Below are 14,442 nucleotides of genomic sequence, written 5' to 3'. Positions count from 1 at the left end.
GTATGACCGTGACCTCACAGCCCTCGGGCTCACCCGTGCCGCGGCGCTCCCTCACGCGCCGGCTGCTGGCGACCCTCGCGGCAGGCGCTCTCGCGGTCGGAATGGCCGTTCCGGCTTCTGCGGCCGCGGCCGCGACGCCGACACCGTCTCCCTCGGCGTCCGCCAGCCCGGCGACCATCGCCGCGGCTCCGGCGGGCAACGGCGTGCTTCGGGCGGGTGAAGCTCTCTCGGTCGTGGTCACCGTCACGGCCGGCTCATCCGACACCTCCGTCGCCCCGCTCGTGCTGTCGCTCGGTCGCACGGCCCTCGGTGACGACGCCTCCCTCGACCGCTGGCTCGGCGGCGACACCTCCGGCGCCGGCGTGCAGCAGGTCGCGATCGGATCGATGGATGCCGCGTCCTCCGGCTCGCAGGCCACGACCACCCTGTCGGTCGCTGCGACCGACCCCGCCCTGGCCGGTCTCGCCGCGGGCGTGTACCCCCTGCTCGTCACCACGGGCTCGCTCACGGCGACGAGCGTCGTGGTGATCCCCGCCGACAGTGCCCCCGCGACCCCCATCGCCCTCGTCGTGCCGATCACGGCGGCTCCGATGACGCGCGGCCTGCTCACCGCCAACGAGCTCGCCGAGCTGACCGCCGTCGACGGAGCCCTCTCGGCCCAGCTCGACGCGGTAGACGGCACCACGGCCACCCTCGCGATCGATCCCGCGATCCCTGCCGCCATCCGCGTGCTCGGTTCGGCGGCTCCGCCCACCGCCGTGTCGTGGCTGCAGCGCCTGCTGCAGCTGCCGAACGACCGCTTCGCCCTGCAGTTCGGCGATTCCGACGTGGCGGCGCAGCTGCGGGCCGGCCTCTCGGCTCCTCTCGAGCCGACGTCGCTGCTGGGATACATGGCGGCCGCCGATTTCACCCAGCCCGCTCCCGCCGTCTCGGCCGTCTCGACGCCCGATCCCTCGCCCAGCTCGACCCCGGGCCAGCCCTCGTACCCCTCGCTGTCGACGCTCCTCGACATCGGCACCGCGACGTCGGGCGTGTACTGGCCGGTGACGGGCTCCGCAGGAGCGGACACCGTCGCCGCGCTCGGTGCTCTCGGCACAGCGGAGCAACCCGCGCACGTGCTCGTGCCCTCGTCGAGCGTGACCGGCGGCGCCCGCCAGGCGGCCGCGAGCATCGGTGGCGTGTCGACGCCCGTCTACGACGCCGAGGTGTCGCGGGCCCTCGCCGCCGCCGCCGGGCAGAACGACACCACGAGCCGCAGCGCCTCCCTCGCCGCCGCCCAGGGCTACCTCTTCGTCGCGCGGGCGACCACGGGCGGTCAACCCGTCCTCGCCGTGCTGGACCGCGGCACCGACCGCTCGCGCGTGAGCCTGCGCGCCACCCTGGGTCTCGCGACTTCCGCCCCGGGGTTCGCGGCCTCGACCCTCCGCGAGGTGTCGTCGCTCCCGGCATCCGAGATCTCACTCGGCGCCCCCACCGTCGACGCCGCACGGGTCACCGACGTCGCCGATCTGGTCGGTGATGAGCAGACGATCGACCGATTCGCGACGATCCTCGAGCAGCCCGAACTGCTCACCGGACGCGAGCGCGCCGAGGTGCTGCAGGTCACGAGCTCCTCGTGGACGGGCGATGCCGCTCGTCAGGCCGTGGCCGACCACCGCGCTGCGACCAACACGACGCTCGACTCGGTTGGCATCCTGTCGTCGGACTTCCGTCTGGTCTCCTCCAGCGCCCCGCTCCGGCCGTGGGTGCGCAACGACCTGCCGTGGCCGGTGACCGTCGTGCTGGCCGTCCGCACCAACGACGCGCGTCTGCGCGTGCAGGACCGCACCACTGTCGACGCGCAGGCATCGGCCAACACGCGCGTCGAGGTGCCCGTCGAGGCCCGCATCGCCAACGGCGAGGTCAGCGTCGACTTCCAGCTCTACAGCCCCAGCGGAGAACCCGTGGGCGCCCCCCAGGCGGTCGACGTCGAGGTGCGCGCCGAGTGGGAGAGCATCGGGCTGATCGTCATCATCCTGCTCATCGTCGGCTTCTTGACCCTCGGAGTCGTGCGCACGGTCGCGCGACGCCGGCGAGCCCGTGCCGACGAGCAGTCCGGTGCGGGCGACCCGGATGACGACGCTCCGGTCGATGGAATCGGGGCGAAGGACCCGGATGCCGACGGCCGCAGTCCCGCCGAAGACGCCGACCACGTCCTCGACCCACCCACCCCCGCGCAGAACCCCACCGAGCAGGAGACCCACCCGTGAGCAGTATCGGACGGGCGAGCGTTCTGATCGGAGCGGGAACGATCGTGTCCCGCGTCAGCGGCCTGCTGCGCATCGTCGTGCTCGTCGCGATCGTCGGCTCGGTCGGCAGCGCCGCGGGCGACGCGTTCGGACTCGCCAACCAGCTGCCGAACAACATCTACACGGTCATCTCGACGGGCGTGCTGACGGCCGTCATCGTGCCACAGATCGTCAAGGCCGCAGCCCACGCCGACGGCGGTCGCGCCTTCGTGTCGAAGCTCTTCACCCTCGGAACGGTGATCCTGCTCGCGGCGACCGCGATCGCGATGGTCGCCGCGCCCTTCATCGTCACGGTCTACATCGACCCGTCGAAGGTCGAGCCCGACCAGATCGCCCTCGCCACGGCGTTCGCGTACTGGTGCCTCCCGCAGATCTTCTTCTACGGCCTGTACGCCCTGCTCGGCGAGATCCTGAACGCGCGGAAGGTCTTCGGCCCGTACACGTGGGCGCCGATCGTCAACAACCTCGTCTCGATCGCCGGTTTCGGCCTGTTCCTGCTGCTCTTCGGCGGGCCGAGCCCCGACGTGGTCCAGTGGACCCCCACGATGATCGGCCTACTCGGCGGGGTCGCCACCGGCGGCATCGTGCTGCAGACCGTCGTGCTGCTGGTGTTCTGGCGTCGCGCCGGACTGCAGCTGCGGCCCGACTTCCACTGGCGCGGCGTCGGCCTACGCCACATCGGCCGTCTCGCCGGCTGGACCTTCCTGATGGTCATCGTCGGCCAGCTCGCGGGCATCGTGCAGACACGAGTGCTCTCGGGCGCCTCGGGGACGGGGCCGGCCATCCTCGCGTCGCAGAACGCGTGGCTGGTCTTCATGCTCCCGTACTCGATCATCGTGCTCTCGATCGGGACGCCGTACTTCACGCAGCTGAGCGAGCACGCCGCGGCCGGACGCGACGGCGACGTCAAGACCGACATCGTCCGCAGCATCCGGGTACTGGGTCTCTTCATCGTCGTCGCGACCGCCGCCCTCGCGGTCGCGTCCGTCCCTGCCACGCGGATCTTCACCAACAGTTCGGCCGAAGCCCTCGCCGCCGCTCCCGTGCTGCTGTGCTTCTTGGTCTGTCTGCTGCCGCTGGCGGTGCTGTTCGTGGTCCAGCGCACGTTCTACGCCTACAACGACACGCGCACGCCGTTCTTCTTCACCCTCGTGCAGGGGTGCCTGGTCGCCCTCAGCGCCCTCGCCGCGGGGTGGGCCGTGTCGGCCGGCCTCGTGCCCCTGTCGCAGCTCGCGGCCGCCGTCGCGCTCGGTCAGGCGCTGTCGAGCCTCGTCCAGGTGATCATCGCGACGATCATCCTGCACCGTCGTCTCGGGGGGATCAGGATCGGCGAATGGATGCCGCCCCTCGTGCGCTTCATCGGTGCGGCGATCCCCGCCGCGGGCGCCGGCTGGGGAGTGCTGCTGCTGTGCGGCGGTCCCACCGGCTGGGTGTCGGACTCGATCTACACGGGCGCGCTGGGAGCGGCGCTCGTGGGCTCGGTCGTGCTGGCCGTGTACATCGGCATCCTGGCGATCTTCCGCACCCCCGAACTCGCACCGGCGCTCGCTCTCGGTCGGCGCTTCCTGCCCAAGCGCTGAGCCTTCCGCGCCACCCCCCGAGGACGCGGAATACCACGGGGCTAGCATGGGTTTCATCGGGCGGAATCAACGAAGGGAACGCGCTACCGTGCGTCACGTCATCATCATCGGATCCGGCCCCGCCGGCTACACGGCCGCCATCTACGCGGCCCGAGCCAACCTCGAGCCCCTCGTGGTCGCGAGCTCCGTCGAGGCCGGCGGCGACCTCATGAACACCACCGAGGTCGAGAACTTCCCCGGCTTCCCCGACGGTATCCAGGGCCCCGACCTCATGGCCAAGATGCAGGCCCAGGCCGAGCGCTTCGGCGCCCAGGTGCTCTACGACGACGTCGTCTCGCTCGAGCTCGACGGCCCCGTCAAGAAGATCACCCTCGGCAGCGGAAAGGTCGAAGAGGCCATCTCGGTCATCTACGCGACCGGCTCCGCCTACCGCAAGCTCGGTCTCGAGGGTGAAGAGCGCCTCTCGGGCCGCGGTGTGTCGTGGTGCGCCACCTGCGACGGATTCTTCTTCCGCGACCGCACGATCGCCGTGGTCGGCGGCGGCGACTCCGCGATGGAAGAGGCCAACTTCCTCACGAAGTTCGCGTCGAAGGTCTACATCATCCACCGCAAGGACTCGCTGCGCGCCTCGAAGATCATGCAGGAGCGCGCCTTCGCGAACCCCAAGATCGAGTTCATTTGGAACAGCGCCGTCGACGAGATCCTGGGCGAAGAGGCCGTCAACGGCGTGCGCCTGCGTTCGACCGTCGACGACACCACGCGCGAGCTGCCCCTCGACGGGCTGTTCGTCGCGATCGGCAACGACCCCCGCACGCACCTCGTGCACGACAAGCTGCAGCTCACCGACCAGGGCACGATCTGGGTCGACGGCCGTTCGTCGCGCACGTCGGTCGAGGGTGTCTTCGCCGCCGGTGACGTGATCGACCCCACCTACCGGCAGGCCATCACGGCCGCCGGCAGCGGCACGGTCGCGGCTCTCGATGTTGAGCACTTCCTCGCCGCCCGCGGTGAGGCCGGCGAGCCCGCCGTCGCCGAGAGCCCGATCGAGGGCCTCCCCGACGCCGCCGTGGTCTGAGGAACAAAAACGCGTTCACCTGCGTTTTCACGCACTGACATCTCATCTAAGGAGAAATCACATGACCGCCAAGGCGACGACCTCCGCGACCTTCGAGCAGGACGTCCTGCAGGCCGACGGACCCGTTCTCGTGGACTTCTGGGCTGAGTGGTGCGGACCGTGTCGCATGGTCGCACCCGTGCTCGACGAGATCCAGAGCGAGAACTCGGGAAAGATCACCGTCCTCAAGCTCAACGTCGACGAGAACCCCGATCTCGCCATGAAGTACCAGATCACCTCCATCCCCGCGATGAAGGTCTTCCAGGGTGGTGAGGTCAAGACGACCATCATCGGCGCCAAGCCGAAGTACGCCCTCGAGCAGGACCTCGCAGCCTTCCTCGGCTGACCTGCTCTCCTCGAATCCCCCGGTGCCTTTCGGTGCCGGGGGATTCGTCGTTTCAGCCGCCTGCGGGCGAGGTTCCGGATGCCGGGAACCCGGCGCATCGCTCGCCGCGGCGCTGGGGGCCTCTACGACGCGTCGAGGCGCACGCTGGCGTCCCAACGCCGGTGCGGCTCTTCGTCGCCCAGAATGCGCCACACAGCGCGTGTGAGGGGCGGATAGTCGAGGGAGATTTGCCGGAGCACACGATAGTTGCGGGAGCGATTCGGGCGGACCCCGCCGTTCTCGGCGATGTTCTCGGCGCGGAGGGTCAAGACGACGAGTTCGTCGACGCTCGGCAGGTCTTCCATGAAATCCCACGGATCTTCGCCACCGCGAAGGCGCTCGTGGATCAGCACGGCCAGTTCGTCCGACGCTTCCGCGCGCAGAAGTTCGAGGCTGGCGCGACGGCGCAGGTTGTCATCGTTCGCTGTCACTCATCCAGCGTACGTCGACCCACCGACATCGCGGGCCGGGGTGCGTTCGCCCGCCGCGTGACGCCGGGTGGCGAGGGGTCAGTCAGCCCGTGTATCCCTCTTCGCCGAGCACGCCGAGGATGCGGTTCAGATCCTGGATGCTCGCGAAATCAATGCTGATCTGGCCTTTTTTTGCGTTTAGCGACACTCGGACCTTGGTGTCGAAGCGGTCGCCGAGTCGCTCGGCGACCTGGTCGAGGCCGGCGCGACGCGTTCCCGCCTGCGGCTTCTGACGAACGGGGGCGACACCCGGCATCTTGGCCGCCGCCTCCGCGGCCCGCACCGAAAGATCTTCGTTGACGATCTTGTCGGCGAGTTTCTGCATCTCTTTGGCGTCGTCGAGCGAGAGGATGGCACGCGCGTGCCCGGCGCTCAGCACGCCGGCGGCCACACGCTGCTGCACGGGGACGGGCAGCTTCAGCAGGCGGATCGTGTTGCTGATCTGAGGGCGCGATCGGCCGATGCGCGTCGCGAGCTCCTCCTGCGTGATTCCGAAGTCTTCGAGCAGCTGCTGATAGGCCGACGCTTCTTCGAGCGGGTTCAGTTGCGACCGGTGGAGGTTTTCGAGCAGCGCGTCACGGAGGAGGTACTCGTCGTCGGTGTCACGGACGACGGCGGGGATCGTCTCGAGGCCCGCCTCCCGCGACGCTCGCGTACGACGCTCACCCATGATCAGCTCATAGGTTCCGTCTTTCTTATCGCGCACGACGACGGGCTGGAGAACACCGAACTCGCGAACGGAATGCACCAACTCCGCGAGATCGTCGGCATCGAAGTGGGTGCGCGGCTGTCGCGGGTTGGGGACGATCGTCTTCGGATCGATGTGCACGAGACGCGCACCAGGAACCGTGACGAGATCGTCGGCCGCGGGGTCACCTGCGGGGGAGGAGTCTGACGAATCCTTCGTCGTCGTGCTCGCTCCGGGGAAGAACACGTCGACGGGTCGGGACTCCGAGGGTTCTGTCGTGGGGATGAGAGCGCCGATACCGCGGCCCAGTCCGGTCCTCTTCGCCATCAGGAATCCTTCTTTTCAGTGTCGCGGGCGACGATCTCGACCGCCGCTTCGCGGTAGGCAATGGCGCCCGCTGACTGGCCATCGTACGCGATGACCGTCTGGCCGAAGCTCGGCGCCTCAGAGACGCGAACAGAACGGGGGATGACAGTGTCGAGAACCTCGTGGCTGAAGTGCGATCGCACCTCTTCCGCCACCTGCTGCGCGAGTCGGGTGCGTCCGTCGTACATCGTGAGCAGGATCGTCGACACGTGCAGACCCGGGTTCAGGTGCTTCTGGATCATCTGGACACTACCGAGCAGCTGACTCAAGCCCTCGAGCGCGTAGTACTCGCACTGGATCGGGATCATGACTTCATCGGCAGCGGTGAAGGCGTTGATCGTCAGAAGACCCAGCGACGGCGGGCAGTCGATGATGACGAAATCGAGGTGGTTGCCTTCCATCGCCAGGTAGTCGCGGAGCGCGCCGCGCAGACGGTGCTCACGCGCGACCTGCGACACCAGTTCGATCTCAGCGCCAGCGAGGTGGATGGTGCTGGGAGCGCACAGCAGATTCGGCGACTCGGGGCTCACCTGCACGATGTCAGCGAGAGGGAACTCGTCGATCAGCACGTCGTAGACGCTGGGCGTCTCGGCGTTGTGGGCGACCCCGAGGGCAGTGGAAGCGTTTCCCTGCGGGTCGAGGTCGATCACGAGAACGCGGGCGCCGACCGAGACGAGAGCCGCCGCGATGTTAACAGCGGTGGTCGTCTTACCGACGCCACCCTTCTGGTTCGACACCGTGAACACGCGGGTTCGGCCCGACAGCTCGACCTTGGACGTTGCCTCTTCGAGTGCTCGACGCCGCGCTGAGAGATTCGCAATCTCGCGGGCGATAGGGGAGTCCTCGAAAGATGACGGCGTGGCTGCCTCATCGGACTGTTTCACGTGAAACACACCTTCCCATCGCCAACTTGGTCAGTCTACCCGCGGGCGCCGACATTGCCGCGGTGGTGGTGGCATTGAGAGCCGAAACGCCGGGATCCGCACGTCTCAGGGCCGCTGGCGCGGTGTCCTGTCGACGAGAGGGGTCTGTTGGTGATCGCGGTCGATGTTTCACGTGAAACGTGGGCGTGGATCGCGTGGTCGTCAGGGGAGGAGCCGCTTCGATCTGCCCGCATGGCTGCCACAGTCTTCAACCAATGGGCCGAGTGCGAGCGTGCGAGAGACGTCCTCTATCGGAAGTCTGTCGGTGCGTCGTTACCCCAGAACGTCACCCATCGAACCGACGGCGCGGTTCGAGAACGCTCGTTCACCGCTCATCCGGCCGGCGCGTGGTCAGTCGTGGACGACGGATGACAGACGAGAGGGGATCTGGCGGCTACCCGATCTGATCCAAGCCACCGTACTCGAGCACCCGGCCTCCATGCGTCGCATCCTCGTGGTCCGGGCACTTCTCGATTCCCACTGGCGGCGCCACGGTGGTGAAACCTTCACACTGCGGGGCGCATGCGTACTTGCCGATCCGCCGCCCACACCGTTTGCTGGCCGCGGTGGGGGGGGTGACTCATCCCGGTTCGGCCGTGCGAGTCCTATGGATGCCTCAGATGAGCCCGCCCCCCATGACGACCGGACCAGCGGAGCGGGACCAGCAGACGGGTAGAGTCCAGATGAGATCATTCAGCACTGACGTACTGCTCGTGTTTCACGTGAAACATCCACCCGTTTGGCTCTCGCTGCAACGCGGTCCATACAGCGTCCGCTGTGTGTTCGCCCACCGCTCGGGAGGCCACGACCGCACGCGCTGTTGTTGATCCGCGACACCGAGTGCTTCGTGTCGACAGTGGCGCGAGCGAACTCGCGTCGCGATGCACCGAATGCGGGGTTGCTCCTGCTCGCTTACGCTCGATGCCCCTTCGCATCATCGGCTGTGGGGGAGCAGTCGACCTTGCGGCACTCCGACGGCGGGCAGTGTCGTCGCGCTGCGGTGCTCCTACACGCCGGTGGGTGTGTTCGGTCTCTTCTCTCGGGATCACTCAGTCCTTGGCGATCCATCCCCTCACCTGACATGTCTGCGGATTGCTCAGCGCCGACGGTTCGCCTCTCCCGCATCCGGACGGCCTCATGCACCTGGCTTTCCCGATCAGAATGTGTTGTGCGATCGGATCACCACGAACTTGCCCGGCTGCACCACAGCCAGCTTGAGTGGGTCCCGTGGCGAGAAGGTATCTCAGACGCGCGGGGCACTCCGGCGAAGTTCAGCACGGAACGTCCGAGCTTTGACAGGGCGGGCCGCGGTAGAGGTTGCCCTATGCCGGCTCGATGCGATCCAGTCCCCGAGATGTTTCACGTGAAACAGCCGGTGGGAGTCTCCAGGTCAGTCGAAGACAGGCGATCTCCGGACGCTCGTGTTGTCGAGCCCAGAGCGACAAGCGCCGCCGCGGCTCCCCTCCTGCACGAAGCCCGTCGCAAGGAAGTGCAGACCAGGGAGGGACTCCGACTACGAGCATCACGCCGCTCCGTCACTCCCGCCCGCACGAGCTCTCGCCCTCATGTTTCACGTGAAACAATTGTCGCTCACACCCCCTTGCTCGGCACGCGAACACGGGGTCGATGGTCACGAGCCGCCCCCTGTCTGCGAGCTACCCACGACAACGGGTCCGAGATTTCGCGACGCCCGCCGAACCCCGCCGCTCAGCGATGTGCCCTGCACCGGTTCACGCGTTGACCCCGACGCCGCATCGGCTGGGCGCTGCAGTGGGCGAGTGTTTCACGTGAAACAACGGCGCGGGGGTGGCTTCCGATGCCCGCAACGCGACTCCGCCATTCCTGAACGCGGCGGGGGACCGACCTCCGACGCCAAGTGGCTGCTGGCGGCTGCACAAGCTCCCGAGCGAGGAGCCCACTCCACGGAAGGCCGCGAATCGCATCGGTAGAACACCGCGCGAGCCGTCGCCTTGCTGCGGTCGAGACGGGTCATCCGATGCAATCCACACGGCGAACGCCTTTCAGACCCACATCGCCTCGGCCATCGGAATCGAAACACCCAGTCTCCTGTCCGATGCGAGGATTCCGCGATCCCGGGCTGGTGTGCCCCATCTCGAGCCCGCACCGGAATCCCCACCCGCGATTCGACGCGATCTGAGCGTCTGTCAGCCCACTCCGGGAGCCCCAACTTCCCGGGGCGCGGCCCGCCACGTGGCGTCGCGCAGCCCTGCTGAGTCATGATCTTTACTGAGACGGACAACCCGACGTCTGGCAAACACCTCCGGCGCGTCTCAACGGCCTCCCGAACCCGGGTACCCGTGGCGCACCCACAGTGACGTTCGACCATTCGCCGTCGCCGTGTTCGCGCCCCGCACCCGCGGCTCCGGACCGCTCATCAGACGGATAGGAATGTTTCACGTGAAACGACCGCAGGAGCATGGCCGACGTATCGGGCCGCACTCTCAACAGTGCGTCGACCTCCGACGATCCCGCCACATCTGCAAAATGGTCCGAACTACGACGGGCTGCTCAGCCCAGGTCAGGTCGATGCGCTGCAGAGCAGAGCGGGGGAGAACCTTGCAGTCCCCCTCACCACGGTCGCTGGTGTGGCGGCCTCGAGTGAGGAGGCTGTGTAAACGTGGTCTCGACGAAGTCGCTGCGTCGCTCGATAGCCCGCGGAAGCGAAGCATCGAGGGCCGCATCCATCGCTGTGACCAGCAACAGGGGCGGCACTCGGTGGCTCGCCGGAAGGTCGGCGCAGACCGCCCAGATTGGAGGACTGCCGGCACCGACGTTAGGTGATCACAGATGCGACGCGCGCATCCCGGAATGACTTGAGAATCCCGGCCTGAGGCCAGCAGCACCACGTCGGCACGCTGAGCTCAAAGCTCGACCTGACCGAAGAATAGTCAAGGCGGCCAGGGAGATGTGTGGTCGGCTCTCTGGGGGGACAAGTCGCCTGCGCGCTACACAGGCCGCGACGTTTCACGTGGAACGGACCTGCACCGGTGTACGCCCTGACACGGCAGTCCTGGGAGGCGCGTCACATGCGCCACGCCCTCGCTCGGTAGCTCTCCGCAACCTCTGTCGCAAAGGGCTCCCACCCGAGCGATTGTCGCGTCCGGACGCGAACATCCTGGTCCGTACCCCGTCGCCGGGTCGACGGATCGGCTTGACCTCTCCGAACGACCTCACTGCAGACGCGGAGATGCGTTCCGTTCCTCGCCACGGACAAATGCGGGGGAGCCCACACCGCACCGTCCCGCCCGCGTCACCTCTGTTGTCAGAGAGCAGAGCGCTGCGATGACGGTCGATCCGTTGCCCCGGCAGATACCGCGAGTGTCACGTCGTGCGCGGTGCGCTCCATCAAGAGCCCTCGTCGTCCCGTCCCGAGCGCGATCGCGTCACGTGCCCGGCCGACCTTGGCAGAGCTCCACGACACGTCGCTCCACGACACACGGTTCGCGCGGAGGCCAGGGGCCACCTTTGTAAAGACGTGCCTCGTAAGGTGACGTACGGCCTCCGCTCGTGACGGTTCCGCCATATCAGTGTCCGCCTACCAGAACGTTGTCGAGCCGGTGAGGCGGCGCCCGAAGAGGGTTGCCGTTCGCCGTCAGACCACCAATCAGTCCGCGATGGTTCGCCCTTCGACGCGAACAGGCCGTGTACCTTCTGCACCCGCGCCGTCCTGCGGGAGAGCGGTGGTCGGTCACATCGTCACCGCGCCCCCGCGCTCCGTGCTGAACATGATGCCATCAAGAGTGCGTGCCACCTGCTGATCGCATAGACGTACTAACTGTTACGTGAAAAGATCGACACGTGGGACGACCGAAGCAACCAGACATCTCGGAAGACCTTCTCGACCAGTGCACCGACCACGCTCTGGAGCACGGTCTACCGGACCGCCTGCAGCCGTTCGTCGACGCGGCGGGAACGTCGGCGCGGATGTTGCTGTATCACTTCGGCACCCGAGACGATCTTCTGCGTGCCGTCCTTCGCCGGGCACGGCAACGCCACCTCGAGTACCTCGGAGCGATGTTCAGCGTCGTACCGGGGGAGCGTTACACCTCCACGCTCGCTCGCGCGTGGGTCGCCATGACCGGCCCCCAGGCGCGGCCGTTCGTGCGCATGTTCGACCAGCTGACCGAGCAGCACGACTCCGCGCTGTGGCCGGGCCTTCGCGCCCGCGCCACGACCGACTGGCTGACGCCGCTTCAAGCAGGCCTCGCGACGATCGACAGAGCGGAATCGGCGACTCTCGTGCTCGCTGTCTTTCGGGGTTTGATCCTCGACATCGACGCCACCGCAGATGTCGACCGCGCCGACGACGCGTTCGGCCTGCTCCTCAGGACCCTCGATCCGGAAGCTCCGCGGATCTCACGCGACGAGGGGACAGTGAAAAGTCCGACGTCAGCGTGAGACCGTGGCCAGGAACACTCGCGTCGGTTCGTCGAGCTGACCCTCGCCGACGATCTCGACCCTCACGTCCTGCAGGCCGAATTTGCGCACCTGCTTGGCCGCAGCCTCGACCTCGGCCCCGACGTTGGCGCCCTTCAGGAAGACGAGCCGACCGCCCGGGCGCACGAGGGGAGCGGTGAACGGCAGGAGCGTCCGCAGAGCGCTCACGGCGCGCGCCGTCGCCACGTCGAAGACCCGGCCCTCAGCCCACTCCTCGCCCCGCATACGGGCGACAGTGACGTTCGACAGCCCCAGCTCCGCCACCTGCTCCGTCAGCCACGCCGTGCGACGCTCCATGGGCTCGATGAGCGTCCACTCGACGTCGGGTCGTGCGATGGCCAGGACGAGGCCGGGCAGGCCGGCACCCGAACCCACGTCGACCGCGCGGCCCGAGAAGAACGGAGCGGCGATCGCGCTGTTCAGGATGTGGCGCGTCCACAGCCTGGGCACCTCGAGCGGACCGATGAGGCCACGCTCCTCACCATGAACGGCGAGGTTCTCGGCGAACCGCCGCGCGAGGTCGATCCGGTCGCCGAAGAGCGTCGCCGCGGCATCCGGCTCCGTCTCGAGTTGCTCCGCCATACCCGCTCAGCCGCGTCGCAGCACGGTGTGCCGGTCGGCACCCTCGCCGAACGACTCGGAGGAGTACCCCCGGTCGGCCGCGATGTCGTGCACCAGCTTGCGCTCGTAGCTCGACATCGCCGGCAGCGATGCCTGGGAGGCACCCTCTTCGAGGCGCGTGATCGCCCGATCGACGAGTGTCTCGAGCTGACGCTGGCGCGCGTCGCGGGATCCGCCGATGTCGAGGATCAGGCGCGAGAAGCGTCCCGTCGAGCTCTGCACCGCGAGGCGCGTCAGTTCCTGCAACGCCTGCACGGTGTCGGGGTGCGAAAGCGTCGACAGCGCCGACACGTCTTCGGCTTCGACCGACACGTAGGCACGGCCGGCGCGCACGTCAAGCGCCAGGTCACCGTCGATGTCGGCGATGTCGAGCAGGCCCTCGAGGTAGTCGGCGGCGATGTCGCCTTCTTGCTCGAGCTGCTCCTCGGTGGCGGCGGTCTGGTCGGGGGCGATCTGATCGGACGTCGTCATCGTGATCTCCGTGGGTCAGGCGGGGGAGGAGGAGCCCGACGCACCACCGGTGCCGGGATTCTTGGCGGACTGCTGCTTCTTGGCGCGCTGCTTGCCCACCGGCTGCTGCCGCTTCGGCTGCGTGGCACGGGCCTTCTCGGCCTCTTCGAACAGACGCTGCTGCTCGGCCTCGTACTTCTCGATCGGCACGACCTTGCCCGACGAGTCGATCGCCTTTCCCTTGCGTGCCAGCCGCTCTTCGCGGGCCTTGGCGGCGTCGGAGCCGGGAGTGGGCATTTCGCGGATGACGACGAACTGCTGCACCATCGTCCACAGGTTGCTGACGAACCAGTAGATGACGACGCCGAGCGGGAAGAAGACACCCGAGAAGATGAAGGCCAGCGGCAGGATGTAGAGCATGATCTTCTGCATCTGGTACGCCTGACCGGTCTTGGCCTCGGGCGACAGGTTCTTCGAGATGATCTGCAGCTGCGTGAAGAACTGCGACGCGATCATGAGCACGACGAGCGTCAGCAGGATCGCGACGGTGACCTGTCCGTCGGACTGGCCCCACGCGGTGACGAGGTTGACGTGCATGGATGCCACGTCGAACAGGCGCGCGTCGTAGAACTCCGTCGTCAGCTCGGGCGTGAGCAGACCCACACCACCCTGACCGACGGCGGCGTGCTTGGAGACGTCGTTCAGCACGCTGAACAGCGCGAAGAAGATGGGCATCTGCACCAGCAGCGGAAGGCAGCTCGAGACGGGCGTCGTGCCGTGCTTCTTGTACAGGGCCATCGTCTCGCGGCTCATCGCCTCGCGAGAGAGCTGGTCGCGCTTGCCCTTGTACTTCTCCTGCACCTTGCGCAGCTCAGGAGCGATCTCCATCATCTTGCGCTGGCTCTTGATCTGCTTGACGAAGAGCGGGATGAGGGCAGCACGCACGATGAGCACGAGTCCGACGATGGACAGAACCCACGTGAGGCCGGCGGCAGGAGCGAGCCCGACCGCGGTGAAGAGCGCGTGCCAGCCCACCAGCACGAGCTCGACCATCCATTTCAGTGGCCAGAGGATGGTCCCAATGAGATCGAATTGCACG

General features: G+C 67.5%; 11 protein-coding genes. 5 read left to right on the top strand and 6 right to left on the bottom strand.

All coding sequences use genetic code 11. The features are described 5' to 3' along the window. Nucleotides 1–8: 8 nt before the first annotated feature. From ABXS86_RS10405 to trxA, 4 genes are all read left to right on the top strand, one after another. A complete protein-coding gene (locus ABXS86_RS10405; RefSeq protein ID WP_353664382.1) occupies nt 9–2,249 on the top strand; it encodes a DUF6049 family protein in 2,241 nt (746 codons plus the stop codon). Further along, nucleotides 2,246–3,868, top strand: a complete 1,623-nt coding sequence (gene murJ / locus ABXS86_RS10400) for a murein biosynthesis integral membrane protein MurJ (RefSeq protein WP_307207560.1) — start codon at nt 2,246–2,248, stop codon at nt 3,866–3,868. The genes ABXS86_RS10405 and murJ overlap by 4 nt, the downstream gene beginning before the upstream one ends. Before the next feature lie 88 nt (nt 3,869–3,956). Continuing rightward, a complete protein-coding gene (gene trxB / locus ABXS86_RS10395) occupies nt 3,957–4,943 on the top strand; it encodes a thioredoxin-disulfide reductase (protein ID WP_353664381.1) in 987 nt (328 codons plus the stop codon). A gap of 61 nt (nt 4,944–5,004) precedes the next feature. After that, complete coding sequence (trxA, locus tag ABXS86_RS10390; RefSeq protein ID WP_144830990.1) at nt 5,005–5,328, top strand: thioredoxin; 324 nt, start codon at nt 5,005–5,007, stop codon at nt 5,326–5,328. Between the two features lie 122 nt (nt 5,329–5,450). Here trxA and ABXS86_RS10385 read toward each other — a convergent pair whose 3' ends face one another. From ABXS86_RS10385 to ABXS86_RS10375, 3 genes are all read right to left on the bottom strand, one after another. Beyond that, nucleotides 5,451–5,798: a tryptophan synthase subunit alpha gene (locus tag ABXS86_RS10385; protein WP_144830986.1), complete on the bottom strand. Its 348-nt coding sequence runs from the start codon at nt 5,796–5,798 to the stop codon at nt 5,451–5,453. Between the two features lie 82 nt (nt 5,799–5,880). Beyond that, nucleotides 5,881–6,852 (bottom strand): ParB/RepB/Spo0J family partition protein, encoded by a 972-nt coding sequence (locus tag ABXS86_RS10380; protein ID WP_353664380.1) that lies wholly within the window; start codon nt 6,850–6,852, stop codon nt 5,881–5,883. After that, nucleotides 6,852–7,784, bottom strand: a complete 933-nt coding sequence (locus ABXS86_RS10375; RefSeq protein ID WP_409988218.1) for a ParA family protein — start codon at nt 7,782–7,784, stop codon at nt 6,852–6,854. The genes ABXS86_RS10380 and ABXS86_RS10375 overlap by 1 nt, the downstream gene beginning before the upstream one ends. Nucleotides 7,785–11,909: 4,125 nt before the next feature. Here ABXS86_RS10375 and ABXS86_RS10370 point away from each other — a divergent pair. Next, complete coding sequence (locus ABXS86_RS10370) at nt 11,910–12,233, top strand: hypothetical protein (protein ID WP_353664378.1); 324 nt, start codon at nt 11,910–11,912, stop codon at nt 12,231–12,233. On the opposite strand, the gene rsmG is transcribed toward ABXS86_RS10370, so the two are convergent. The 3 genes from rsmG to yidC are packed head-to-tail and all read right to left on the bottom strand — an operon-like array spanning nt 12,225 to nt 14,441. Beyond that, nucleotides 12,225–12,854, bottom strand: a complete 630-nt coding sequence (gene rsmG / locus ABXS86_RS10365; RefSeq protein WP_353664377.1) for a 16S rRNA (guanine(527)-N(7))-methyltransferase RsmG — start codon at nt 12,852–12,854, stop codon at nt 12,225–12,227. The genes ABXS86_RS10370 and rsmG overlap by 9 nt on opposite strands. Nucleotides 12,855–12,860: 6 nt before the next feature. Continuing rightward, nucleotides 12,861–13,364, bottom strand: a complete 504-nt coding sequence (locus tag ABXS86_RS10360) for a protein jag (protein ID WP_307207570.1) — start codon at nt 13,362–13,364, stop codon at nt 12,861–12,863. Nucleotides 13,365–13,379: 15 nt separating this feature from the next. Further along, nucleotides 13,380–14,441 (bottom strand): membrane protein insertase YidC, encoded by a 1,062-nt coding sequence (gene yidC, locus ABXS86_RS10355; RefSeq protein WP_144830970.1) that lies wholly within the window; start codon nt 14,439–14,441, stop codon nt 13,380–13,382. Nucleotide 14,442 lies beyond the last annotated feature (1 nt).

The organism is Microbacterium sp. che218, from assembly GCF_040436305.1.
Lineage (GTDB): Bacteria > Actinomycetota > Actinomycetes > Actinomycetales > Microbacteriaceae > Microbacterium > Microbacterium algihabitans.
This window is presented reverse-complemented; position numbering and strand designations above follow the sequence as displayed.